At 50.9% G+C, this 23,810-nt stretch carries 20 protein-coding genes; 8 read left to right on the top strand and 12 right to left on the bottom strand.

Translation table 11 applies throughout. The features are described from left to right. Position 1 precedes the first annotated feature (1 nt). Positions 2-3,103 carry an efflux RND transporter permease subunit gene (locus EFO84_RS10465; RefSeq protein ID WP_127348007.1) on the top strand — a complete coding sequence of 1,034 codons (3,102 nt, stop codon included), beginning with the start codon at positions 2-4 and terminating at the stop codon, positions 3,101-3,103. Positions 3,104-3,133: 30 nt separating this feature from the next. Then, positions 3,134-3,643: a DUF2937 family protein gene (locus tag EFO84_RS10460; protein ID WP_127348006.1), complete on the top strand. Its 510-nt coding sequence runs from the start codon at positions 3,134-3,136 to the stop codon at positions 3,641-3,643. Here the strand turns inward: EFO84_RS10460 and EFO84_RS10455 are convergent. The 5 genes from EFO84_RS10455 to EFO84_RS10435 form a co-directional block, all read right to left on the bottom strand. Further along, positions 3,630-3,968 carry a hypothetical protein gene (locus tag EFO84_RS10455; RefSeq protein ID WP_127348005.1) on the bottom strand — a complete coding sequence of 113 codons (339 nt, stop codon included), beginning with the start codon at positions 3,966-3,968 and terminating at the stop codon, positions 3,630-3,632. The genes EFO84_RS10460 and EFO84_RS10455 overlap by 14 nt on opposite strands. Positions 3,969-4,020: 52 nt before the next feature. After that, complete coding sequence (locus tag EFO84_RS10450; protein WP_127348004.1) at positions 4,021-4,539, bottom strand: YgjV family protein; 519 nt, start codon at positions 4,537-4,539, stop codon at positions 4,021-4,023. A 6-nt stretch (positions 4,540-4,545) separates the two neighbouring features. Continuing rightward, entirely contained in the window at positions 4,546-6,213 is a 1,668-nt protein-coding gene (locus EFO84_RS10445; protein WP_127348003.1) for a M28 family metallopeptidase, read from the bottom strand. Further along, positions 6,213-6,722 (bottom strand): DUF192 domain-containing protein, encoded by a 510-nt coding sequence (locus EFO84_RS10440; protein WP_164742433.1) that lies wholly within the window; start codon positions 6,720-6,722, stop codon positions 6,213-6,215. Before EFO84_RS10440 ends, EFO84_RS10445 begins: the two co-directional genes overlap by 1 nt. Before the next feature lie 123 nt (positions 6,723-6,845). Further along, positions 6,846-7,814 (bottom strand): DUF4382 domain-containing protein, encoded by a 969-nt coding sequence (locus tag EFO84_RS10435; protein WP_205701975.1) that lies wholly within the window; start codon positions 7,812-7,814, stop codon positions 6,846-6,848. 169 nt (positions 7,815-7,983) lie between these two features. Between EFO84_RS10435 and EFO84_RS10430 the strand changes: the two genes are divergently transcribed. Both EFO84_RS10430 and EFO84_RS10425 read left to right on the top strand, forming a co-directional pair. Then, a complete protein-coding gene (locus EFO84_RS10430) occupies positions 7,984-8,895 on the top strand; it encodes a gluconeogenesis factor YvcK family protein (RefSeq protein WP_127348001.1) in 912 nt (303 codons plus the stop codon). Between the two features lie 13 nt (positions 8,896-8,908). Continuing rightward, complete coding sequence (locus EFO84_RS10425) at positions 8,909-11,575, top strand: M14 family zinc carboxypeptidase (RefSeq protein ID WP_127348000.1); 2,667 nt, start codon at positions 8,909-8,911, stop codon at positions 11,573-11,575. Here the strand turns inward: EFO84_RS10425 and dcd are convergent, their stop codons facing one another. Next, the gene (gene dcd / locus EFO84_RS10420) at positions 11,576-12,172 is read right to left on the bottom strand and encodes a dCTP deaminase (RefSeq protein WP_127347999.1); all 597 of its coding nucleotides are present in this window, start codon (positions 12,170-12,172) and stop codon (positions 11,576-11,578) included. A gap of 22 nt (positions 12,173-12,194) precedes the next feature. Continuing rightward, the gene (locus tag EFO84_RS10415) at positions 12,195-13,220 is read right to left on the bottom strand and encodes an Mrp/NBP35 family ATP-binding protein (protein WP_127347998.1); all 1,026 of its coding nucleotides are present in this window, start codon (positions 13,218-13,220) and stop codon (positions 12,195-12,197) included. A 118-nt stretch (positions 13,221-13,338) separates the two neighbouring features. On the opposite strand from EFO84_RS10415, the gene metG reads away from it, so the two are divergent. The 4 genes from metG to EFO84_RS10395 are packed head-to-tail and all read left to right on the top strand — an operon-like array spanning position 13,339 to position 17,790. Next, entirely contained in the window at positions 13,339-15,387 is a 2,049-nt protein-coding gene (metG, locus tag EFO84_RS10410; RefSeq protein ID WP_240642694.1) for a methionine--tRNA ligase, read from the top strand. Next, positions 15,387-16,577: a class I SAM-dependent rRNA methyltransferase gene (locus tag EFO84_RS10405; protein ID WP_127347996.1), complete on the top strand. Its 1,191-nt coding sequence runs from the start codon at positions 15,387-15,389 to the stop codon at positions 16,575-16,577. The genes metG and EFO84_RS10405 overlap by 1 nt, the downstream gene beginning before the upstream one ends. 1 nt (position 16,578) lies before the next feature. Further along, positions 16,579-16,947, top strand: coding sequence for a histidine triad nucleotide-binding protein (locus EFO84_RS10400; RefSeq protein ID WP_127347995.1), 369 nt, complete (start codon positions 16,579-16,581; stop codon positions 16,945-16,947). 3 nt (positions 16,948-16,950) lie between these two features. After that, positions 16,951-17,790: a sterol desaturase family protein gene (locus tag EFO84_RS10395; protein ID WP_127347994.1), complete on the top strand. Its 840-nt coding sequence runs from the start codon at positions 16,951-16,953 to the stop codon at positions 17,788-17,790. On the opposite strand, the gene EFO84_RS10390 is transcribed toward EFO84_RS10395, so the two are convergent. From EFO84_RS10390 to EFO84_RS10370, 5 genes are read right to left on the bottom strand one after another with little or no spacing between them, the layout of a single operon-like run. Continuing rightward, on the bottom strand, positions 17,751-18,377 hold the full coding sequence (locus EFO84_RS10390; protein ID WP_127347993.1) for a CDP-alcohol phosphatidyltransferase family protein: 627 nt from the start codon (positions 18,375-18,377) through the stop codon (positions 17,751-17,753). The genes EFO84_RS10395 and EFO84_RS10390 overlap by 40 nt on opposite strands. Beyond that, positions 18,370-19,029 carry an ATP-binding cassette domain-containing protein gene (locus EFO84_RS10385; protein WP_127347992.1) on the bottom strand — a complete coding sequence of 220 codons (660 nt, stop codon included), beginning with the start codon at positions 19,027-19,029 and terminating at the stop codon, positions 18,370-18,372. Before EFO84_RS10385 ends, EFO84_RS10390 begins: the two co-directional genes overlap by 8 nt. Next, positions 19,026-20,600: an ABC transporter permease family protein gene (locus tag EFO84_RS10380; RefSeq protein WP_127347991.1), complete on the bottom strand. Its 1,575-nt coding sequence runs from the start codon at positions 20,598-20,600 to the stop codon at positions 19,026-19,028. The genes EFO84_RS10385 and EFO84_RS10380 overlap by 4 nt, the downstream gene beginning before the upstream one ends. Beyond that, a complete protein-coding gene (locus EFO84_RS10375; RefSeq protein ID WP_164742432.1) occupies positions 20,597-21,661 on the bottom strand; it encodes an ABC transporter substrate-binding protein in 1,065 nt (354 codons plus the stop codon). The genes EFO84_RS10380 and EFO84_RS10375 overlap by 4 nt, the downstream gene beginning before the upstream one ends. Further along, positions 21,661-23,805: a dihydrolipoyl dehydrogenase family protein gene (locus EFO84_RS10370; protein ID WP_127347989.1), complete on the bottom strand. Its 2,145-nt coding sequence runs from the start codon at positions 23,803-23,805 to the stop codon at positions 21,661-21,663. Before EFO84_RS10370 ends, EFO84_RS10375 begins: the two co-directional genes overlap by 1 nt. Between the last annotated feature and the right edge of the window lie 5 nt (positions 23,806-23,810).

Genomic DNA, 23,810 nt, shown 5'->3' with positions numbered 1-23,810 from the left:
TATGGCTAAATTCTTTATCGATCGCCCCATTTTTGCATGGGTTATCGCCATTCTGATTATGCTCGGTGGCGGCCTTGCAGTGACCCAGTTGCCGGTGGAACAATACCCGCAAATTGCCCCACCGTCGGTGCAAATTAACGCCAGCTACCCGGGTGCCACCGCGGCTACCCTAGAACAGAGCGTTACTCAGGTCATTGAGCAAAATCTCAATGGCATTGATAACTTGATGTATTTTTCATCGACCAGTGATTCGCAGGGCAATGCCAGTATTTCCCTGACCTTTGCCGCCGGTACCGACGCCGATATAGCGCAAGTACAAGTGCAAAATAAATTACAGTTAGCGTTGCCGTTGTTACCCCAAGAGGTGCAAGACCAAGGGTTAGTTGTGGCCAAAGCCAATAACTCATTTTTGATGGTTATTGCGTTGGTCTCAAGTAACCCAGATATCGATCAGATCGATCTCGGCGACTACGTCGCCAGCAGTCTACAAGACCCGATCAGTCGAACCCCAGGTGTGGGTAGTATTCAGTTATTTGGTACGCCCTACTCCATGCGCATTTGGCTTGACCCTGCGCGCTTAAATCGTTACAGCTTAACGCCACAAGACGTCATTATTGCACTGCGCGAGCAAAATAATCAGATCGCCGCTGGGCAATTGGGCGGTTCTCCAGCTGTTGAAAACCAGCGCTTAACCTCGTCCATTATTGCCCAAACGCGGTTACAGACGGTTGCCGAATTTGAGCAAATTCTCCTGAAAGTGAATGCCGATGGCTCAACCGTAACCGTCGCTGATGTGGCTGAAGTAGAGTTAGGTGGTGAAAGCTACGGCGTGACAGGCCGCTTCAATCGTCAAGCAGCATCAGGTTTAGCGATAAACTTGGCCACTGGCGCCAACGCGCTAGAAACCGCCGCCAATGTCAAAGCCACACTGGCCGAGCTGGAACAATTTTTCCCAGCCGGGATTGAAGCGGTGATCCCGTACGACACCACGCCATTCGTTGAAATCTCCATTCAAGAAGTGGTGAAAATTCTGTTTGAAGCGGTGTTGTTGGTGTTCTTATTGATGTTCTTGTTTTTGCAGAACCTCCGCGCCACGCTGATTCCAGCGTTTGCTATTCCGGTGGTATTGCTCGGCACCTTTGGCATCATGTCAGCGTTCGGTTTTACCATTAACACCCTAACCTTGTTTGGTATTGTGCTCGCCATCGGCCTGCTGGTTGATGATGCCATTGTGGTAGTGGAAAACGTCGAACGGTTGATGACCGACGAAGGCCTATCACCGCGCGCAGCAACCATTAAATCCATGCAGCAAATAACTGGGGCCTTGGTTGCCATTGGCTTGGTGATGGCGGCGGTGTTTGTGCCGATGGCCTTCTTTGGTGGCTCAACCGGCGCGGTATACCGCCAGTTCTCAATTACCATCATCTCAGCCATGGGCTTGTCAGTATTGGTGGCAATCATTTTCTCACCAGCGCTGTGCGCAACCTTACTCAAACCAGTGCATACCAAACCGAAAGGCTTGTTCGCGGTATTTAATCGCGGCCTCGCCCGCTTTACCCAAGGCTACAGCAGCTCGGTGCAATCTATCATCGCGCGCAGTGGTCGCTTTGTTCTGCTGTACGTTGGTTTGGTGGTGGTTTTGGGCATGCTGTTTGCGCGTATGCCCAGCTCATTTATTCCCAACGAAGACCGCGGTGTATTTTTAACCCAAATGCAGTTACCTGCAGGGGCTACCAAAGAACAGTCGCTACAAACTATGGCCAAGGTTGAAGATTATTACCTCGATCAGGCACAGGGCGTTCGCTCGGTGTTTTCGGTAGTTGGTTTTAGCTTTAGTGGCCAAGGTCAAAATGCTGGCTTAGCCTTTGTGCGCTTAACCGACTGGGACGAGCGTACCACCCCGGAACTACAAGTTGAGGCGATTATCGGTCAAGCCTTTGGTTATTTTAGCCAAATCCGTGAAGCCATGATCTTTGCCTTCAACCTCCCCTCAATTCCTGAGCTGGGCACCGCCAGTGGTTTCAACCTGTACTTGCAGGATCGCGGTGGGGTTGGTCATGAAGGGCTATTGGCAGCACGTAACCAACTGTTAGGGATGGCAGCGCAAGAGCCAGCGCTGACTGGGGTGCGACCGAATGGTTTGGAGGACACCTCACAGTTCCAAATCGATATTGACTACAACAAAGCTAAAGCACTCGGCTTGGCCATTAGTGATATCAACAGCACCCTGAGCAGCGCTTTTGGTAGTCGTTATATCAATGACTTTACCGATCGCGGACGGGTGAAAAAAGTTTATCTTGCCGGTCGAGCTGAAAGCCGCATGGTGCCGGAAGATTTAAACCAATGGTATGTGCGCAATAATCAAGGCGACATGGTGCCGTTCTCGGCCTTCTCAAGTAGCCGCTGGACCTTTGGCCCGCAACGCCTAGAACGTTATAACGGTGTTCCGGCTATGAACATTCAAGGCGAGGCAAGCCCCGGCTTCTCGTCAGGTGATGCGATGGCGAAAATGGAACAGCTGATTAGCCAACTCCCCACGGGTATCGGCTTTGAGTGGACGGGGATTTCGTTGGAAGAAAAAATATCAGGCGACCAAGCACCGATGTTGTACGCTTTGTCATTGCTGATTGTATTCCTCTGCTTAGCCGCCCTTTACGAGAGTTGGTCAATTCCGTTTGCGGTCATGTTAACAGTGCCATTGGGGATATTGGGCGCAGTGCTTGCAGCGACCATGCGCGGCTTAGAAAATGATGTCTATTTTCAAGTTGGCTTATTAACGACGGTCGGTGTATCAGCGCGCAACGCTATCCTGATTGTCGAATTTGCAAAAGATTTACAAGCGCAAGGAGTCGCCCTGCTCGATGCCACGCTACAGTCGATTAAACTGCGCTTGCGGCCAATATTGATGACCTCGTTAGCCTTTACCTTTGGCGTATTGCCCCTAGCACTCTCTACTGGCGCCGGTGCAGTGAGTCGCCAGGCTATTGGCACAGGTGTCATTGGTGGTATGCTAGGTGGTACTATTTTAGCCATATTCTTTGTACCGTTGTTGTTCTATATCGTTCGTAAACGGTTTCCACCAAAACCGCCACAGCACGATTAAACCAATCGGTATAACGTCACCGAGGTGATTATGCTATACCGCTATCTGTTGCTGCTTATTGCCATTATGACGGCCTTTGTTGGGGTGCAAATCCCCAACTTTTTGACCCAATATCAGCAACGCTTAGATGCCCAGTACAGCGAAGCTATGGTGTATTACCGCCAGTATCAAGAAATCGCCAGCAAACATTTTGCTGGCGATCTACAACGTCTCATCGATCATCATCGTAGCTCTAGTGATAATGCCATTCGAGAAAGTGCTGAACCCATTCAAACCTTAGTGAACCGTGTCGAACTTTTTCGCAGCCAGCAGCGCGGCCTGCAAACCAGTTATCTGGGGCAACTGTGGTTTTTAGCGAGCCAAAGCGATGGCGAATTACGTGAAAGTACTTGGCGCATGTACAGTTACAACGTGCCCTTTACCCAGCAGGCGTTGCTGACTGGTTTGCTGTTAGCGTTGGTAGTCGTAGTGGCGTGTGATCTGCTGCTGTCTGGTCTCGGCCGCATGCTGCGCCGTCTACCACGGGTTAGCGCTCGCTAGTATCGCGATACTCACCTTCAAATACTCGCCCGGCTTGTTGCTCATGAGTACCAGCATTGCTAGCAGATTGGCTGCGTTGCTGTTGTGCCGCTTGGGCGGCTTGCTTGGCGGCACGATTAAACTGCCAAAACTGCTTGATTTCGCGGCGCCGACGCCACATTACCGGTAGCAGTAAAATCCAACCGACCAGCAAAAACAATAGCCCAAGCCCAATTGCCATGACAAAAACCAAGCCCATAACCAGCCAACTTAGAATCAAAAGCAACGGGTTAGCACCCGCCGGAGGGGTTAATTTTGCTCGCATATTGCGAATATAAATCAGCATAAGGCTCTCATCGTTAATACATCTTTGACTATTATGTGGGCTGTACCGATGATTACAAGTTAGCGGCGCGTCTATCTTGTAACAATTTGAGTAAAATACTGGTGATATTAACGATATTGAAGACCGTTCCTGACACGCTGCCAACCAGCACTGAGTACATCAGACCCAGCGACTCGGCTAACAAAAACCAGCGCCGGATTAACGCTGGATCATTAAGCTTTATAGAACCCACCGTGAAAATAATCGATGAGCTGTAGGCTAATGCGAGCGCCCAATAAACCGCCTGCCCGCCTTGTGGGGCGATGATTTCATACAGCAGAAAGCCGATATTAATAGCAACAAAGGACCATAAGACCCAGGGCCCTTGCCAACGTAAGGCAACTAAATTACGAACAAAAGCAATGCCGGTAACGATACTTCCGGCCATTGCCTCAATCATGAAAAAATGCACCGATAAACAACCCAGCGCAATGGCCGATATCAATCGATAACCATTAGCACTGGGTTGACGATAGGCAATGAAGTTTAATACCAGTGCTAAAACACCGAAACTTTCTGCCAATAAATTCACTATCGGTTACTGCCGCTGACTTTGTGAGGCATCACGGATAGCACGGAATTCATTGCCCTCATACCAGTTCGGCCAAGCATCACCATGAGCTAACTCATGACCAACTTGATAATACAGCCACAGGTCTTGTTGCACACCGCGCAGATCCCAATTCGGGTCATATTCGTCAGCTGGTTTATGGTACGCATCACGAATATATTCAGCGCGCTTTTCTTGACCGTAACTGACGCCAAACTCAATGTGATCATTGCCACCTTTGGCATACAACATCGGTACACCACGTTTTGCCAGATTGAAGTGATCTGAGCGGTAGTACGAACCGACTTCAGGGTTTGGCTCGGCAGCTAAATAACGCCCTTGTTGCTCAACATACTTTTGCAAGTAGTCTTCGAGCTCGGAATTACCGCGACCCACTACCACCATGTCGCGCATCGGACCGTAGACATTCATCACGTCCATGTTGATACCTGCGACTGCTTTAGCCAGCGGTAACATCGGATTATCAGCATACCAATCAGAGCCTAATAAGCCGCGCTCTTCAGCTGTGACTAACACAAATACCACTGAACGGTCTGGTGCCGGCTGACTAGCGTAGAACTCTGCCAATGCCATAACCCCAGCGGTGCCGCTGGCGTTATCCTGTGCACCATTAAAAATGCCATCATCAGGATTAATTGGGTCAACGCCCATATGATCCCAATGAGCCATATAAATAACATGTTGATCAGGGTATTTAGCGCCCTCGATATAACCAATTAAATTCGGCGAATCGAGATAATCAAATTTGGTTGCTACCGATAACGACATTGATGTGCCTAAATCAATAGCTTTGAAATCTGCTTGTTGAGCGCGCTGACGCATACTCTTGTAATCTTCGCCTAAACGCGCAAACAAGCGATCGGCACTGGCTTCCGTGATCCAGCCTTCAATCTCGCTACGATCCATGTTGTTATTATCGCGGGCTAAATCGAAGCGTTGCGGTGATCCACCTGCAATCACTCCCCAACCATAACCTGCAGCACCGGTTTCGTGAATCACCAGCACCCCAGCAGCGCCTTGGCGTGCGGCTTCTTCAAATTTATACGTCCAACGACCATAATAAGTCATGGCTTTACCATTGAAGACTTCGCTATCACCGCTGTCGTAGCCTGGATCGTTGACTAACACCACAACCGTCTTGCCGGCAACATCGAGGCCTTCATAATCATTCCAGCCATACTCTGGTGCAACAATGCCATAGCCAGCGAATACTAATGGGCTATCAATCAGCTCAACACCATCTTGCACACGCGGTGACCATGCCATCATGTCATTGCGATAGCTGAATGCCGCTAAATCATCGTGATTAAACTGCATATCACTGACTTGATACGGCAACATACGCACTAATGGCACCGGTTGCTGATAACTACCGGTATCTGCATTGTAGGGTTTAATACCCCACTGTGAGAATTTTTGCTCGACCAAGGCGACAGTTTTTGCTTCGCCCTCACCCGCCGGTGCGCGACCAGCAAAGTCATCACCGCTAAGCGTTTCTAAATAACTGCGGTAATTTTCATTAAAACTGTACGAGTCCACCGATACCGCACTCGGTTGTTCACTTGCGGTAGGTTCGGGGGCCGGGCTGCATGCCAGTAACAAGACTGACGTAGCCAACACCGTGAGGCGTTTCATTATGGCTTCTCCTTTATTGTTGTTTGTTGTGAAGAGTCGGTACACTCGGTTACCTGCGCCCCAAGTGTTATATTATGTTTAGCGAAATAGCCCAGATTCATTTCTAACGCACTATGGTACGGCACATTGGGTTGATACACCGGACAACGACTTGGATCGATGCTCTCACAGGGCTGCATTTGGATAATGGCAACGATACGCTGTTGCGCGTCTAAATAGGCGATATCCAGTGCAATCCACGTGTTATACATCCAAAAACCGTTACTTCCTGGCCGTTCACTTTGATAGCGAAACCACATACCGGAATGCTCAGCAAGTTGCGCACGCATCATCAACCCGCGCGCGCGGGTGCGATCGGTATCAGCTACCTCTGCGGTTATTTGGTGCGGGTGATCAGCAATACATAATGCGGTGGTCGGCAAGGATGTGGCTGTTGCGGCGCTGGTCATCAGCAACCAAGGGGCGAGCAGCAGTGCTAGCACTGACTTAGAACTTAGTGGCGCAATCATAGTGATTCTCATAGCCCATGAAGTGACGGTTAGTATGGCGCGAATAGCCCTGAAAAAAAAGCCTTAACAGGATGAAAAAAGGGCCTCAAATGAGGCCCAATGGGAGAGACAACCAACAAAACTCTAGCCTGCGCTGAAATCAACGCGAACCACTGAACCGTCAGCACCAACTTGAATTTCACTGCTACCAATAAACTCAATCACATCGTCGGCTTCAGGATCATCGTCAATTTGGCAAGTCCACGCCGCGGTGTAATCGCCTTGGTCAACGAAACCAATCGCAAAATCATAAGCACTCACGTTATCATAATAGACGCCTGTTACTGCATATGGTTCAAGCGTCTCCGAACCACCGATATCAGCTAACGTGGTCGCATCCAAACCATGACCGGGATACACGTAAACGCTCGCTACCGGAACGCCCACATCGGTTGGTGCAACCGTGCATTGGTTACTGATCAACAAGGCTTCAGCGATACTACCTTCGATGTGCCCAATCATTGCGTTATCCACTAAACGAACGCCACGCGGTTTTAAAAAGTAGCCAGCTTGCCCTACGGGGTCGACTAACGCTTGGCGTAGATCGAATTCGACCGTGTAGTTTGCTTGCCCGCCTGCACTTAAGGTCACGCCATCAAATTTAAGTTCGTTCGACGGTACCGACAAGGGGATTTGTTGATCACCAACTTGCACGAACGAACCGGCCGCCATGACCAAGCGTATTTGTGAATAAACCCCTGCAGCAACCTCTACTCCATTGAGAATCGTTTCTGAATCGCTACCGGTGAACGTCAATAAATCGAGACCATGAGTGTTTGGAATTGTTGCGCCGTTACTATCTTTACAGACATCGTTACTGGCGATGGTATTGCTATCCTCACCGATGGTGAACACTTGCGTGCCTTGTTCATTGCCGATTAACTCAATCGCACTAAAACAAGCCCACACAGCGTCCGCGCTATCCACCGGCGCGTCACTGACAGCCAGCGAAAATACTGCTGTATCTGGGTCGTCGCTAGAACCACACCCGGCGAGTGTTAGTGCTGCGGTGACTGCAGTTAGGTAAGGTACAAGCTTCATTTTAGTCAACATAAATAATCCTCATGAGATATGCCAAGGATCATAGTTATATCATGTCGTCTTGCTTCGGCTAAGTCCCTTGCCCATCGTTTACTTAGCTTTTACTTTGGAAGGTTGCTTGAATCCGTGATCAGATGGGCATAAAGTACCGCTATTCTTTTTATTGTAACAATCACACAACATGATAAAGCGCGCTAACACTCGAACTCAGCTTCGCGATCTCAAACTTATCACCGCCATTGGTGGTGGGCATGGATTGGGTCGCGTGCTGCATTGTCTGATGTTTATGCGCAAACGCTTGATAGGTATTGTTGCGACAACCGATAACGGCGGTGCCAGCGGTCGTTTGCGGCAGCAACAACAGACCATTGCTTGGGGTGATATTCGTAATTGCTTAAGTCAACTAACGCAACAACCGTTAGCCGCTGAGGTGTTGAACTATCGCTTCGACGATAGCCATGAGCTAGACGGTCATAATCTCGGTAATTTGTTACTCTACACCCTTGATCAAGTCAGTGCGCGACCCTTAGATGGCATTGCCCTGCTCAGTCGCTTGCTCAACATCACCACGCGTATCTTGCCAATGTCCGAGATACCCGTCGATTTAGTCGCCGAAACCCATGAGCAGCTGGAGTGTTTTGGTGAAGTGCATGTTGATCAACTCTGTCACATGCCACGACAACTTAAATTAGCTCCCGAGGTTCACGCTACCCCTGAGGCGGTGCAGCATATTTTACAGTCCGAATTAATCATTCTCGGTCCGGGTAGCTTCTTAACTTCCATCATGCCGCCGCTATTGGTAGCTGAAATTCGACAAGCCATCGCAGATAGCCCTGCAGCTGTTGTGTTTATTGATAATCTACTGCCAGAACATAGTCCTGCGGGGCGGTTATCGTTGTCAGAACGGCTAGCTTGGATGGAGCAGCAACTCGGGCCATTAGCGATTGACTTAGTTATCACCAATCATGCCGACCCAGCGCTGCAATTACCCACTATAAACAGTATTGTACCAGCCCGTGATGCAGCTCATCGGCACGACCCAAGCAGTTTGCTGCAGGCTCTAGAACGCGCCGTTACCGTGTTATTTCCATAAACGAGGTTAATGCATGAATCATTTTCGTCTAACGGCACTCAGTGCAGTACTCGCCTGTTTGGCTGTTACCCAGCCAGTTAAAGCGGATACCTTAGCGCTTGAAAACAGCTATCGCAGCGACGTACCAAGTATTGAAAAGGTATTGGGCTATCCGACTGGCAGCCGAATTAGCAGCCCAGAGGCTATTCAACAGTATTTCAAAACCTTGGCCGAACAGTTTCCGCAACAGGTGGTATTGAAATCCTATGGCAAAACGTGGGAAGGTCGCGAGCTCTATTACGCGGTGATCTCGAGTGCGGATAATATTGCTAAGCTGGAACAAATCACCGCGGGTATGCAACAACTTGCCGACCCACGCAAAACCACTAAAGAACAAGCAGCAACACTGATCGATACCTTACCAGCGAGTATTTGGCTATCGTATGGCGTTCACGGTAACGAAATTTCGTCGCCAGAGGCTGCTATGCTAACGGCCTGGCATTTACTCGCCGCCGACGACGAGCAGACTAAACGCTATTTAGACCAAACCGTGGTCTACCTTGACCCATTACAAAACCCTGATGGCCGTGGTCGTTTTGTCAGCCGGTACTACATGACCGTAGGCAGCGAACCCAGTGCCGATCGCATCTCTGCCGAGCACAATGAGCCATGGCCAAGTGGCCGTAGTAATCATTACTTGTTCGATATGAACCGTGACTGGATTGCACTAACCCAACCGGAAATTGCCGGTCAGGTCGATGCCCTACTCGAGCACTTGCCGTTGGTGTTTGTCGACCTCCACGAAATGGGCGGCGATACCAGCTACTACTTTACCCCTGAGGCACGCCCGTATAATCCACTGATCAGCAAAACCCAGCGCGAACAGCTGTGGGTGATTGGTGAAAATAATGCCAAATGGTTTGATGAACTCGGCTACGACTACTTTACCCGCGAAATTTTCGATGCCTTTTACCCAGGCTATGGCGCCAGTTGGCCGCTCTATCACGGCACCCTGTCGATGACCTATGAAATGGCGTCAGCGCGCGGTCTACATTTTCGCACCAAAGATGGCGATATCCTCACCTACGGCGATGGCGTCAAACGTCATTATGTCGCCTCTATTGCCACGGTCGAATCAACCGCTGATAATCGCCGCACCCTACTCAATAATTTCTGGCAGTATCGCCAACAGGCAATCGCCGATGGCAATAGCAGTAAGCGGCGCTTCCATATTTTCCGTGCCGATGACGATCGCGCGGGCGCCCGCCGTCTTGCCGGCTTATTGCGCCAACATGGGGTAGAAGTTAGTCAAGCCGAGCAAGGTTTTAGCGCCTGCGGCACTGAATACCCAGCCGGTAGCTTTATTGTCGATGGCGCGCAACCGGCCCATTACATGGTTCGCACTCTGCTCGATCCAGAAATTGCCATGGATAAAGCTTTTTTAGAGGACCAAGAGCGTCGCCGCGCGAACAATTTACCCGATGAAATCTATGATGTAACGGCCTGGTCATTACCACTGATGTTTAATTTGTCGTACGACACCTGCGCCAAACTGCCTAAAGTCGCGCAACGTGAGGTCGGTGAAGAACTGCTGGAACCGGGTCGCGTCACCAATCCCGATGCTAAAGTCGGCTTTATTGCTAGCTGGGGCGATATGAATAGCGGTCGCTTGTTGACTGCTGCGCTGCGCCAAGGGCTTACCGTCAAACGTAGTGATATGGCGTTTACCCACGCCAACGGTACGCGCTACCCGGCCGGTAGCTTGATTTTCACCCGCGCCGACAACAGCGCTGAACTGAGCAAGCAATTAACCGCTCTCGCGCAAACAACCGGCGCAATCATTGATGGCGTTGATCGCAGCTGGGTAACTGATGGGCCAAACTTTGGTTCTAATAATGTCAAACAACTGCACGCTCCGAACATTGCGCTCGCCTGGGATGAACCATTTTCAAGCTTAAATGCCGGCCACACGCGCTTCGTGATCGAACAGCAATTTGATTATCCCGTAACGGCAATTCGCGCCAATCAATTAGCGCGTGCCGATTTAAGTCACTATCAGGTGCTGATTTTGCCAAGCATTTATGGCGATCTGCAACACAGCTTTGGCGACCGTGGCGTGGCCAACATTGAGCAATGGGTAGCCCGCGGCGGCGTGCTCATTACCCTTGCCAACGCCACTGACTGGGCGATTGAACAAGGCTTACTCGCCAGTGCAATTGAAAGCTCTACCCACTACAAAGCGAATGGCCATGGTGATAGCACTCGGGTAGAAGGTATGTTATTCCATAGTCATGAAGAGTTTGCCGATTACATCAAGCCCGACATTGCCGCGCCCTACCCAACCTCAGGCGTATTGACGCGCTTGGACGTGGATTTGGAGCATTGGCTGACAGCCGGTATGAAACCACAAGCCATTAGTTTAACCGTTGGCAATCGTATTTATCGGCCATTGACTATCGATAACGGCCGCAATGTCATGCGCTACGCCGCTGCCGACCAGTTAGTCGCCAGTGGCTACTTGTGGGCGGAGAATGTTGAACAGTTGGCCTACAAGCCGTTTTTGATGTGGCAACCCCGTGGTCGCGGCATGGTGATTAGTTTTGCCCAAGAGCCCACCTACCGCGCTTACATGGATGGGCTTAATATTGTCTTGATGAATGCCATATTCGGCGGTGCTGCCCACGCCACACCGCTGCGCTAATTACTCCGACTGGTTGTGGTCAGCCGCAATGCGCGACGCGACTGCACCACGCTGGTCTCGGTATTTGGCATCTTTACGCTTGCTGTAGGGGCGCAAGCACGGCTCATCGAGCTGTTCAAAGCTGAGCGCCCCTATTTTCATTAACGGCCGCAGCGCCAAAGGCAACTTGCCACTGTTATAGAACTCCAACACCACCTGCCCTGACCAACCCGGATCAATACGGTGCGCGGTAACATGCACCATCAAACCCAAGCGTGCTAGCGATGAACGGCCATCTAACCAGCCCACCATGTCATCGGGCAGCGTCACCGCTTCATGCGTGACCGCCAAAGCAAATTCGCCGGGATGAATAAAGAATGCCTGCTCAGAGGTCAGCACAATAGCCTCGCTCATGACTTGCGAAATAGCCCGGTCAATATCTTCACGGGTACCGCTGATATCAATAAACGGTGCGGCGTGGTCTTGTAGCACCCGAAATTCATTACCCAAGCGGATATCAACGGTCACACCGGTGATATCTTCGCTTTGTGGCGGTGGATCAATAACGATCCGTCCGGCTGCCAAATAAGCTTCTATTTGTCCATCAGTTAAACGCATATGACTCTCCTGTGAGGCGCTATTATGGCTTGCTGGTTGCTTGTTGGTAAAGCTGCATGGCTAATTGTTGTGCACTGTCGGCCATTAGCGCCACTAACGGATCAGCCGCAGCCTGCACTGCCAGCGGTACGCCGTTATCAAGCGCCGCCCGCATGCGCGCTGCCAGCGGCCATTGACCTAGAAGTGGCACGCCCTCGCGCTGTGCCACATCAGCCCCACCGCCACTGCCGAAAATGGCTTCGTGATGGCCACACGCAGAGCATTCAAAATAGCTCATATTCTCAATAATACCGGTCAGTGGAATACCTACCTTACGAAACATTTCGATGCCCTTTTCGGCATCGGCTAACGCCACGGTTTGTGGGGTGGTCACCACCACCGCGCCAGTTATGGGTAACTTTTGCGCCATGGTTAGTTGAATATCGCCGGTGCCCGGTGGCATATCAATAATCAAGTAATCGAGTTGTGGCCACTGGCAATCACGAAATAGCTGCTGCAACGCAGCACTAGCCATCGGCCCACGCCAAATAGCTGGAGCTTTAGCATCGGTCAGGTACCCCAACGAAGTCACCCACACGCCATGACGCTGATGCGGCAGCATTTTATTCTGCGGGGTGTAGTGCAATTTTTCTTCGGCACCGCCCATCATGGTCGGCAACGACGGTCCGTAAACATCAGCATCGAGCAGCCCTACTTTGGCGCCAAAGTTGGCTAAGGCCAGCGCTAACTGCACGCTTACCGAGGACTTGCCCACACCACCTTTACCCGAGGATACGACAATGACATTGCCGTAAATCAGCGGTAGCTCCGGCTGTGAATTGGCTAGCTTGCGGATCTTTAATTGCAGCTGCCAGGTCAATTTACCGAGCACTGGGTCAGCGCGAAATGGCGTTAAAAATGAATCTCCGGCAGCAAATGGTAGGGTTAAGGTGGCTTGATGGCCAGCAACCTGGAGCCATTCAGTCGGCAATTTGCCCTGCCAACCTGGGATCCGCAGCTGTTCATAGGCTGCGGCTATGGGGTCGCCTGAAAACCATTTTTCGAACATCTAAAACTCCTCGTAAATGCTACGGCTAAGCCGCATGATACGGTGACTGTAGCTGGATTGCTAGCGGTGATTCAGGTACACTGCGTGGATATCTTTTTGTCGTTATATGGACCGCTCGATGTCAGCAAATTCACGTAAAATTTTGGTCACTAATGCCCTTCCCTATGCCAATGGCCCCATTCACATTGGCCACATGCTCGGTTATATCCAAGCCGATATTTGGGTACGTTTTCAAAAGTTACGCGGCCACGAATGTCATTATGTTTGCGCTGATGATGCCCATGGTACGCCTATCATGCTCAAAGCCCAGCAATTAGGCATAGCCCCAGAGCAGATGATTGCTGATATGCAACAGGCCCACCAGGCTGATTTTGCTGATTTCCAGGTCGCCTTTGACAACTATCATTCCACCCATAGCGATGAGAACCGCGCCTGTGCCGAACTCATCTATAAACGCCTGCGCAGCGCTGGTCACATTAAGACCACAACCATTGAGCAGCTGTACGATCCTGAGCGCAACATGTTCTTGCCCGATCGTTTTGTTAAAGGTGATTGCCCGAAATGCGGCGCCACCGATCAATATGGCGATAACTGTGATGTTTGTGGCGCTACCTACTCGCCGATTGAATTGAACAATCCGCGTTCAGCGGTATCTGGAGCAACGCCAGAATTACGGGAATCAGAGCATTACTTTTTTGATCTGCCCGCGTTCGAGCAAATGCTCAAAGCCTGGACCCGGTCTGGCTCGCTGCAAGATGAAATGGCGAACAAACTCAACGAATGGTTTGAGGCCGGTTTGCAGCAGTGGGATATCAGCCGCGATGCGCCCTATTTTGGTTTTGAGATCCCTGATGCACCGGGTAAATATTTTTACGTGTGGCTAGATGCCCCAATTGGTTACATGGGCAGCTTTAAAAACTACTGTGAGCGCACTGGTGCCGCTGATTTTGATAGCTTCTGGCAGCCTGATAGCCAGGCCGAGCTGTACCACTTCATTGGCAAAGACATTATTTACTTCCACAGTCTATTTTGGCCAGCGATGCTCAATGGTGCTAATTTCCGCCAGCCGACCAACGTGTGGGCGCATGGTTTTATCACCGTCAACGGTACCAAGATGTCAAAATCAAAAGGTACCTTTATTATGGCGCGCACTTATCTGAATCATCTTGACCCGGATTATCTGCGTTATTACTTTGCCGCCAAGTTATCGAGCCGTATCGATGATTTAGACCTTAACTTGACCGACTTTGCTCAACGAGTGAACGCCGATTTAGTGGGTAAAGTCGTCAACATTGCCAGCCGCTGTGCCAGTTTTATCAGCAAAAAATTCGACGGCAAGCTCGCTGCAGAACTGAACGACACCAGCCTGTTACACGAATTTCAGGCTGCTGGCGATGGCATTACCCAAGCCTTTGAGCAACGCGAATTTGGCAGGGCGATGCGCGACATTATGGCACTCGCTGATAAAGCCAACGCCTACATTGCTGATAAAGAGCCGTGGCAAGCTATTAAAGACCCAGCGCGCGCTGCTGAAGTGCATGAGGTATGCTCTATTGGGATTAATTTGTTCCGTATCTTAATGGTCTATTTAACCCCTGTAGTGCCACAACTATCGGCCCGTGTGCAAGAGTTCTTGCAAGACCAGTTTGTCTGGGACAGCTATAAAACTCTGTTACGCGACCACCCCGTCAGCCCCTTTAAGGCGCTGTTACAACGTGTTGAAATGACTCAGGTAGATGCCATGATTGAAGATTCTAAAGCCAGCACTACAGCCAGCACTGATGCGACCGCAGCGGCGCTTGGCAGCGACAACAGTGAATTAATCGCCGACCCAATCAGTGCTGAGATCGTCTATGATGATTTCGCTAAAATTGATTTGCGGGTGGTCCGTATTGCCAATGCTGAACATGTTGAAGGTGCCGAAAAACTGCTGAAGTTAACCTTAGATTTAGGCGGCGAGACACGCCAAGTGTTTGCCGGTATTAAATCCGCCTATCAGCCGGAGCAGCTTATTGGGCAATTGACCGTAATGGTGGCTAACTTAGCGCCACGTAAAATGCGTTTTGGGGTATCCGAGGGTATGGTGTTAGCGGCCGGCCCAGGTGGCTCAGAGCTGTATATTTTAAACCCGCAAGACGGTGCCAAACCTGGCATGCGCGTGAAATAATGAACGCCACCATTCATCTGCTTGCTGGCAAAGAAAAATCATTAAAACGTCTGCATCCGTGGGTATTCAGCGGTGCTATCGGCAAAGTCAAAGGTAATCCGCAAAGCGGCGATACCGTTGCAGTTCATAGCGCCGATGGCGATTGGCTCGGCTACGCGGCGTGGTCACCGCAATCACAAATTCGCGCGCGGATTTGGAGCTTTCAACAGAACGATAGCATCGATGCCGCGTTCTTCTTGGCCCGTATTAGCGCCGCTAAAGCGCTGCGCGATAGTTTATCTATCGCCAGTGACGCCTATCGCTTGGTGGCCGCAGAAAGCGACCAATTACCGGGTGTGACCATTGATAAATATGACCAATGGTTAGTGTGCCAACTGTTAAGTGCCGGTGCTGAGCGCTGGCGTGATGCCATTGTTGCGGCGTTACGTGAGTTGTACCCCGACTGTGCCATTTTTGAGCGCTCTGACGTAGACGTGCGCAAAAAAGAAGGCTTACCGCCGGTGGTGCAATTACTGCATGATAACGGTAGCGGCTTGCCACCTGCCACCTTGTGGATTGAAGAAAACGGCTTGCAATTAGGCGTTGATTTACAGCAAGGTCACAAGACTGGCTATTACCTCGACCAACGCGACAGTCGCCAAGCCATGCGCCGCTATAGCGCCGGTAAACGGGTGCTGAACGCTTTCAGTTACACCGGCGGCTTTGGTTTATATGCCGCCGCAGCGGGTGCCAGCGAAGTAGTTAACTTGGACGTTTCAGCGCCTGCGCTTGCGCAAGCAGCTGATAACCATGAGCGTAATGGCTTCGCCACCGAGCAACTTACCAATATGCAATTAGATGTGTTCGAAGCACTGCGTAAGTTCCATCACCAAGGTGAGCGCTTTGACGTGATTGTGCTCGACCCGCCCAAATTTGTTGATAGTAAAGCTAACCTGATGAATGCCTGCAGGGGCTACAAAGACATTAACCGCCTCGCAGTAATGTTGTTGAAGCCAGGTGGCACGCTGTTAACCTTCTCGTGCTCGGGCTTACTATCGGGTGAATTATTCCAAAAAGTCGTGGCCGATGCCTGCTTGGATGCTAAGCGTCCCATGCACATTATTGAGCACCTCTTTCAAAGTGCCGATCACCCAGTGCGAACTAATTTCCCAGAATCGCTGTATTTAAAAGGCTATGTATTGAGGGGGTAAGATGACTGCGAGTATCTTTGACAAAATTATTGCCCGTGAAATTCCGGCGGATATTGTCCACGAAGACGAAGTTAGCTTGGCATTTCGCGATATTAATCCGCAAGCACCTGTGCATGTGTTGATCATTCCGAAAAAGCGTATTGCCACCATCAATGATATTCAGGTTACCGACCGCGAAGTCGTCGGTCATCTGTACTTGGTCGCGGCTAAATTGGCGCAACAATTTGGTATCGCTGAGAGTGGCTATCGGGTGGTAATGAACTGTAACGCCGATGGCGGGCAATCGGTTTATCACATTCACTTGCATCTGCTCGGTGGTATCACCATGGGTTGGCCGCCATTTGCCAACCATCAGCCGAAAGTTCAATAGGCTATGACGCTGGAGCTGCTGATCCGACTCAGCTGCTTTGCTGGCGTACTGCTGGCTATGGTTGCGTGGGAGCATTGGCGCCCCAAACGCACGCCGTCGGTGAAGAAAAGTCAGCGTTGGCTGCATAATTTTGGTCTGTTAGCCGTGTCAACGGTGATATTACGCTTGCTCATTCCAGCCGGTGCGGTGGGTGCGGCATTATGGGCACAAAGCCAGCAACTGGGCCTGTGGTATTGGCTCAACGCCCCTAGCTGGCTAGCCTTTGCCGCCAGTATTCTTCTGCTTGATCTGAGCATTTATTGGCAGCATCGGTTATTTCACGCAGTACCTTGGCTGTGGCGTCTGCATCGCGTGCACCATGCCGACCCCGACTTCGATAGCAGTACCGGCCTACGTTTTCATCCGCTTGAAATCATCCTCAGTATGCTAATTAAAATAGCGGTGGTGGTGGTGTTAGGTGCGCCGCTATGGGCAGTGATTGTATTTGAAGTAGTGCTCAATGCCACTTCGCTGTTCAACCATGGCAATGTGGCGTTACCCACCTGGCTAGAACGGCCGCTGCGCTATCTGATAGTTACCCAAGACATGCACCGCATTCACCACAGTCAAGTGGTGGCGGAAACCAACAGTAATTACAGCTTTAATCTATCGCTATGGGATCGGCTATTCCACAGTTATACCGAACAAGCTGCGGCCGGACCGGATGCGCTGCAAATAGGTCTCAGCGATTATCCCAACAGCCACCAAACCACTCGACTCAGTGGCATGCTGATGATCCCGTTTCAAGCTGCCAAAGCGCAGACTCAATCTGCTGACGATCCGGGTAATTCTAAGGTACGATAACCGGCGTACAAGCGGCTCAACGCAGTGACCCAACATAACAATGCGAAGCCATAAGCGAGCTCGACAAAAAACTGCGGTAGTACACAGATCACCACAAATACCGCAATAGTTTCAAAGCCTTCAGTTAAACCACCTAAGTAATGCAAGGATTTATTTGGATAGTTGGGGTTATCTATGCCACGCTTTGCCGCGATGGCTGCAAAAGCTAAAAACGTTGCCCCAGTACCCATAAACGTAAGCATGAGTAAGCCTGCAGCCACTCCATTTTGCACTGGGTCAGCCAACAAAAAGCCAAATGGCACCGCCGAATAGAAGATAAAATCTAAGCTGATGTCCAAGTAGCCACCCGCGTCAGTGGTGCCGTTGATGCGGGCTATCGCGCCGTCAAGGCCGTCACCGATACGGTTCAACAGAATCGCTACAAGCGCTAGATAGTACTGTTCCAACGCCAGCGCGGGCACTGCCAGCATACCAATCAGAAAACTGGCTACGGTCACTTGGTTCGCGCTAACACCGAGCTTCACCGCAAGCTGTGCCGCGTGCTTAAGTGGTTGTCGCAGTTGCTTGATCCACCATGGGTCAATCATAGTTTGCTCCTTGTGGCCAATGTAACTGGCTACATCCCGCTGGAAAGTCGGCGCTATCATGACTGACAATAATGGCACTCGTTGCAGTTTGCGCTAAGGTGGCAAAGGTCCATTGTCGAATACGCTGACGTAACTGGCTATCGAGCGCGGCGAAGGGTTCATCCAATAACACTAAACGCGGTTCATTAATAAGTGCCCGCAATAAGGCGATTCGTGCGCGCTGACCGCCACTGAGCGCAGTCACCGGTTGCTGCGCCAAGTCGCCTAACTCAACTTGCTGCAAACGCTCAAAAATCACCTGCTGTTGCGCCTGACGTGACTGGCTACGCAGTGCTTTTGGTAGCGCTAAGCGCAAATTTTCCTGAACGCTTAAATGCGGAACCAGTAAAAAATCCTGCCACACAATACCGATACCACGTTGTTCAATCGGCCATGTGCTGATGTCGGTACCGCTGAGTTCTATCCTGCCATTGACCTGCATATGCGACTGCTGATCACCTAGTAGCCAGCGCAACCAACTTGATTTACCGCAACCACTAGGCCCTATCACCGCCAATATTTCGCCGCAACCCAAGCTAAGCTCAGGTAGATTCACCTGTTGCCCTGCGAGTTGCAATTGTGCTGCACTAAGGCGAAGTTGCGTGGTGCTCATTGTTGTTCTCCTTCAACAGCCTGTTGCGGCCATGCCAATACCAGCAAGAATAATAGTGCCAGCAACCATTGACTGACCGCATAAATCGCTATTAATTGACTATTTGCACCGCTACTCACAGCGACTAATTCACTAGTCAAGGTCAGCCAACGGCCGCCACCAAACAAAACTATAGGTAGATACTGTGCCATGCTAACCAGCGCTGCAAATACCCAAGCCAATAGCAGGGGCTGTTGTAATAATGAGCGTTTAGTCAGCCACCAGCTGCGCCAAAAGCCATAACCGAAGCTTTGCATAGTGGTCAGATAACGTTGCTCAAAGCGCTGTTCCAGCGGCGCTAAAATTAAATACACATAGGCCGCACTAAAGGGTATCTGCACCATAATGAGTGCTAGCGCATAACGCCATGGTAGGCCACCACTGGTAAACGCTGCAAACAGCTCCTGCCATGCCAGTAGCAGAGTTAGTTGCGGTACTAACAGTGGCAGCAATAACCAGCCGCTCAAGCCGAATACCCCATGACGGCGGCGCCATTCTAACAACAGTACCACCCAAATAAGGCTGGCACTGGCCACCACTGCAGCAATACCGGCACTTTGCACAAACAACGGTAGCAGTTGCGATAGTTCCTGCTGCCAGCGCTCCACACTCCAGCTAGTTGGCCATAATTCTGGATAAAACCAGCCAACGGCGATACTTTGTGCGGCAATAGCGAAGGCTGCCGCCAGGCCGATAACGCTAACCAGCGCTTGCCACGGTACGCGCAGCGCGAAGTTACCAAGGTGCGGCAATACCACAGCGCGGATCAGCCGTTCTTGCAAGAACACCGCAAGTGCAGCAACAACGGCTAACAGTAATAGCGTCAGCGCACCATACGCGGCAAATTGCTGACTAGCTGGCTGCGCATCAAGCTGCCATTGCAGTACTTGCACAGCCAGCGGTGGTGGCGTCTGCGCCGCTGCTATGAGCGCTACATCAACCACACTCAGGCTGTAAACCAACACAATCATCAGTGGTAAGCGCATACGCCTCAGTAGCTCTGGCATCACCAACAACCACCAACTGCGTTGGCGACTATAACCGAGGCTCTGCCCTACCAATAGCCAGCGCCGCCAAGGCATTTGCGCCAGCGTGCGCTGGCCCATCAGCCACAAAAATGGAATTTCTTTTGCTAACAGTATAATGATAAAACTGAGCAACTGTTGACGGTCAAACACACTGCTATGCCAAGCTTCAGGCACTAGGCGCCATAACCAGCCATAGGGGGCAAAGAGCCACAATAAGCCTATCGCAAAGGCCAAATGTGGTAGTGCAATAACTTGCACCAACCAGCCGCTAGAGGAACGCAGTGGTTGGCTACTAAGCACCACTATGGTTGCCACCAACATCACGGTAATACCGACCACGACAGTCTGCTCGATCATCTCAGCTAGCCCCGGGTAATTCAGCCAAGGACTAAGAAACTGCGTTTGTTGCGTGAGTTGTTCGATACCATAACTGAGCAACAACAACCATGGCGCGGTCAGCAGCACCAGTGCAACAGCACCACGCCATGGCAGTTTGCTAGTCATTGTTGATAACGCTCTAACCATTGTTGTTCGAGTAATTGCACCCAACCTACATGTGGCTCGGGTTGCGACGGAAATAAATCGCGCTGATTAGCGCTTTGTTGAAAGCGGATAACAGCAGTATCACCCCAACCGTCAGCGGCTTGCTTACGTTGCTGTGCGGCCTCGCTGAGCATGAAATTTATCACCTTGACGGCCCCTTCACTGTTGGCTGCAGCTTTAGGAACAGCGAGATAATGGCTATTAGTGATCGCCCGCTCACCAATCAATAACGGTGCAATACCTGCCGGTAACCGCTGAGCACGTTGGGCATTGAATAGCTCCGAGGGGTTAAAACTAACAGCATTATCTAACACGCCATTGGCTAATAGCTGCTGTTGCTGTGCCGCACTGACTGGAAACTCCTTTCCACCTCGCCATAATAGCGGGTGTAATTGGTCTAAATAAGCCCATAGCGGCGCCAATAACAGTTCTTGCTGTTGCGCCTGCGGTGGTTGATAAAGCGCCGCATTATGCTGATTGAGTTCTAGTAGCAATAGTTTTAGAAAGGTGGTGCCATGAAATTCTGGTGGTTTGGGATAGCTCAGCCGCCCCGGTTTACTCTGTGCCAGTGTCAAAAACTGCGCCGGCGTCATGCTCGTTGAGGTTGGCGAATTACGGATAAATAGATGAAATTGCCCGACGCCCCACGGTAGCTCATAGTCATCGGTAGCAATGCCAAAATCGTTTTGCCAGCCCAGTGTTGGGTCCAGCAAGGCACTATTTGCAACCGCCTGCGAGAGCTCACCGCGCAATGCTCCGGCTGCTTTTAACGCGTGAAAGTTCTCACCGTTGAGCCACAATAAATCGACCGCACTGGATGGTTGCTGCTGTTGGTTTTCACGTAACAGTAAGGTCACTGTTTCGCTGATATCAGCAACTTTTACATGCACCAGCTCAATATCTTGCTGGGCCAGTTGTTGCTGCGCCCAACGCACATATTGGTTCACTTCATCCGAGCCGCCCCAGGCATGAAAGTACACCTGTTGCACACTCAACATCATGCCAAGCAGCCATACTCTCATCAGCGCCGCCAGCCATGAAAGCGTTCCAACCAAGCCAGCACGCGTTGTGGCGCATGTGCGCGCTTCCATACCCCAGCCGCATACTTGTTGGCTTCGGCCATAGTCGGGTAAATATGAATGGTACCCAGTAACTTATTCAAACCAATACCATGTTTCATAGCCAGTACAAACTCCGCCAACAGATCACCTGCTTGGGCACCGACAATGGTTACCCCCAAAATTTTATCGCTAGCAGGCTTGGTCAATACCTTTACCCAGCCGTAACGCTTTTGATCCGCAATAGCACGGTCCAGATCATCAATATCATAACGGGTAACCTCAACTGCAATACCCTGTTGCGCGGCTTCCTTTTCGTTGAGACCTACCCGCGCCACTTCAGGTTCACAGAAGGTCGCAGCAGGCATCACCCGATAATCAGCTTTAAACTTTTTCAACGGGCTGAATAACGCATTAACCGCGGCATACCACGCCTGATGACTGGCGGCGTGGGTTAACTGAAATGGCCCAGCAACATCACCTACAGCATAAATATTGGGGAAGTTGGTCTGCAAAAATTCGTTGGTCGTAATGGTTTTATTGGTTTCTACGCCGAGTTCTTGCAAGCCATAGCCATCTAAGCGAGGCTGACGCCCTAATGCCACTAAAATAATGTCGGCAGCAACGGTTAACGGCGCTTGGTCAGCGGCAACAATATGCACCTGCTGCGTGCCATTATGCTGGGTGACTTTCACCGCTTTGTGGCCGGTGTACACGGTAACCCCATCATGCTGCAGCTGCTGTTGCACTAGTTCAGCGGCATCATCATCTTCGCGCGGCAGTAGTTGAGGTAAAGCTTCCACCACGGTCACTTGGCTTCCTAACCGCGCAAAGGCTTGCGCCAGCTCTACGCCAATAGGCCCGCCACCCAATACCGTTAAACGCTGCGGTAACTCGGCGAGTTGCCAAATAGTATCTGAGCTGACCCAGTTGCTTTCGGCAAGACCGGGAATAGCTGGCAGCAAGGGTCGTGCACCGGTGGCTAGAATAATGGTTCGCGCGCTGCGCTGGGTCACCTGCCCGTCGGCATTGATAATCTCTACCTGCCACGGGCTCAGCAAGCGCGCTTTACCGAGAATTACGTTCACTCCTAAGCTACTATAGCGCTCGACCGAATCATGCGGTTCAATGGCGGTGATGACCTGCTGTACTGTTGCCATCACAGCTTTGAAATCCACCGCACCAACAGTCACCGCAACACCATGCTGATTGAGAGCATTGGCTTGTTTACGGCCATGAGCGATATGCAACAGGGCTTTGGACGGCACACAACCGGTATTCAAACAATCACCGCCCATGGCATGCTGTTCCACCAAAGTCACCTTGGCTTTCACGGCAGCAGCAATATAAGCACTGACCAAGCCGCCTGAGCCAGCTCCTATCACTAACAGATTGTCATCAAACTGCCGCGGCCGTTGCCAACCTTTATAAACTCGGCGCGCCTTGAGCCAGGCAACGATCTGCTTGGCCAGTAGCGGGAATAGCCCTAGTAGCACAAAACTCAACAACAGCTGCCCGGATAGAATGTCACTCACCTGCTCCACTTGCGCGAGCTGGGTACCGGCGTTAACAAACACCGCGGTGCCGGCTAACATACCCAGCTGACTGACCCAATAAAAGCGCCAGGCCGGCATGCGCGTTAACCCCATGACTAAGTTAATCATCCAAAATGGAAACAGCGGCACCAAACGTAAAGTCAGTAAGTACCAGGCACCATCACGGTCAATGCCCGCATTCACCTGTTGTAGGCGCTCGCCAAAGCGCTTTTCAAGGCTATCGCGCAACACATAACGAGCGCTTAAGAAGGCCAAAAATGCACCCAGAGTAGAGGCAAACGAAGCCAGCAAAAGACCCCAGCCCAAACCGAATAACGCTCCACTCCCTAGGGTTAGAATCACCGCACCGGGAATGGATAAAGCCGTCACCGCAATATACACCAGCAAGTAGCCGACAAATAATGCGACAAAATGCTGATTATGCCATTGCGCCAATTGTTGCTGCTGCGCTTTCAGCTGGTCGAGTGATAAATACAGATGCCATTGTTGCTGGTAAACAACGACCAGCAGCGCCAGTAGTACTGCAATAACCAATAATTTGCCCCACTTCACGTCAT

The sequence above is a fragment of the Pseudidiomarina mangrovi genome (assembly GCF_003999375.1).
In the GTDB taxonomy this organism is placed as follows: Bacteria; Pseudomonadota; Gammaproteobacteria; order Enterobacterales; family Alteromonadaceae; genus Pseudidiomarina; species Pseudidiomarina mangrovi.
Note: the sequence above shows the minus strand (reverse complement) of the source record. Positions and strands in the feature narration are given on the sequence as shown.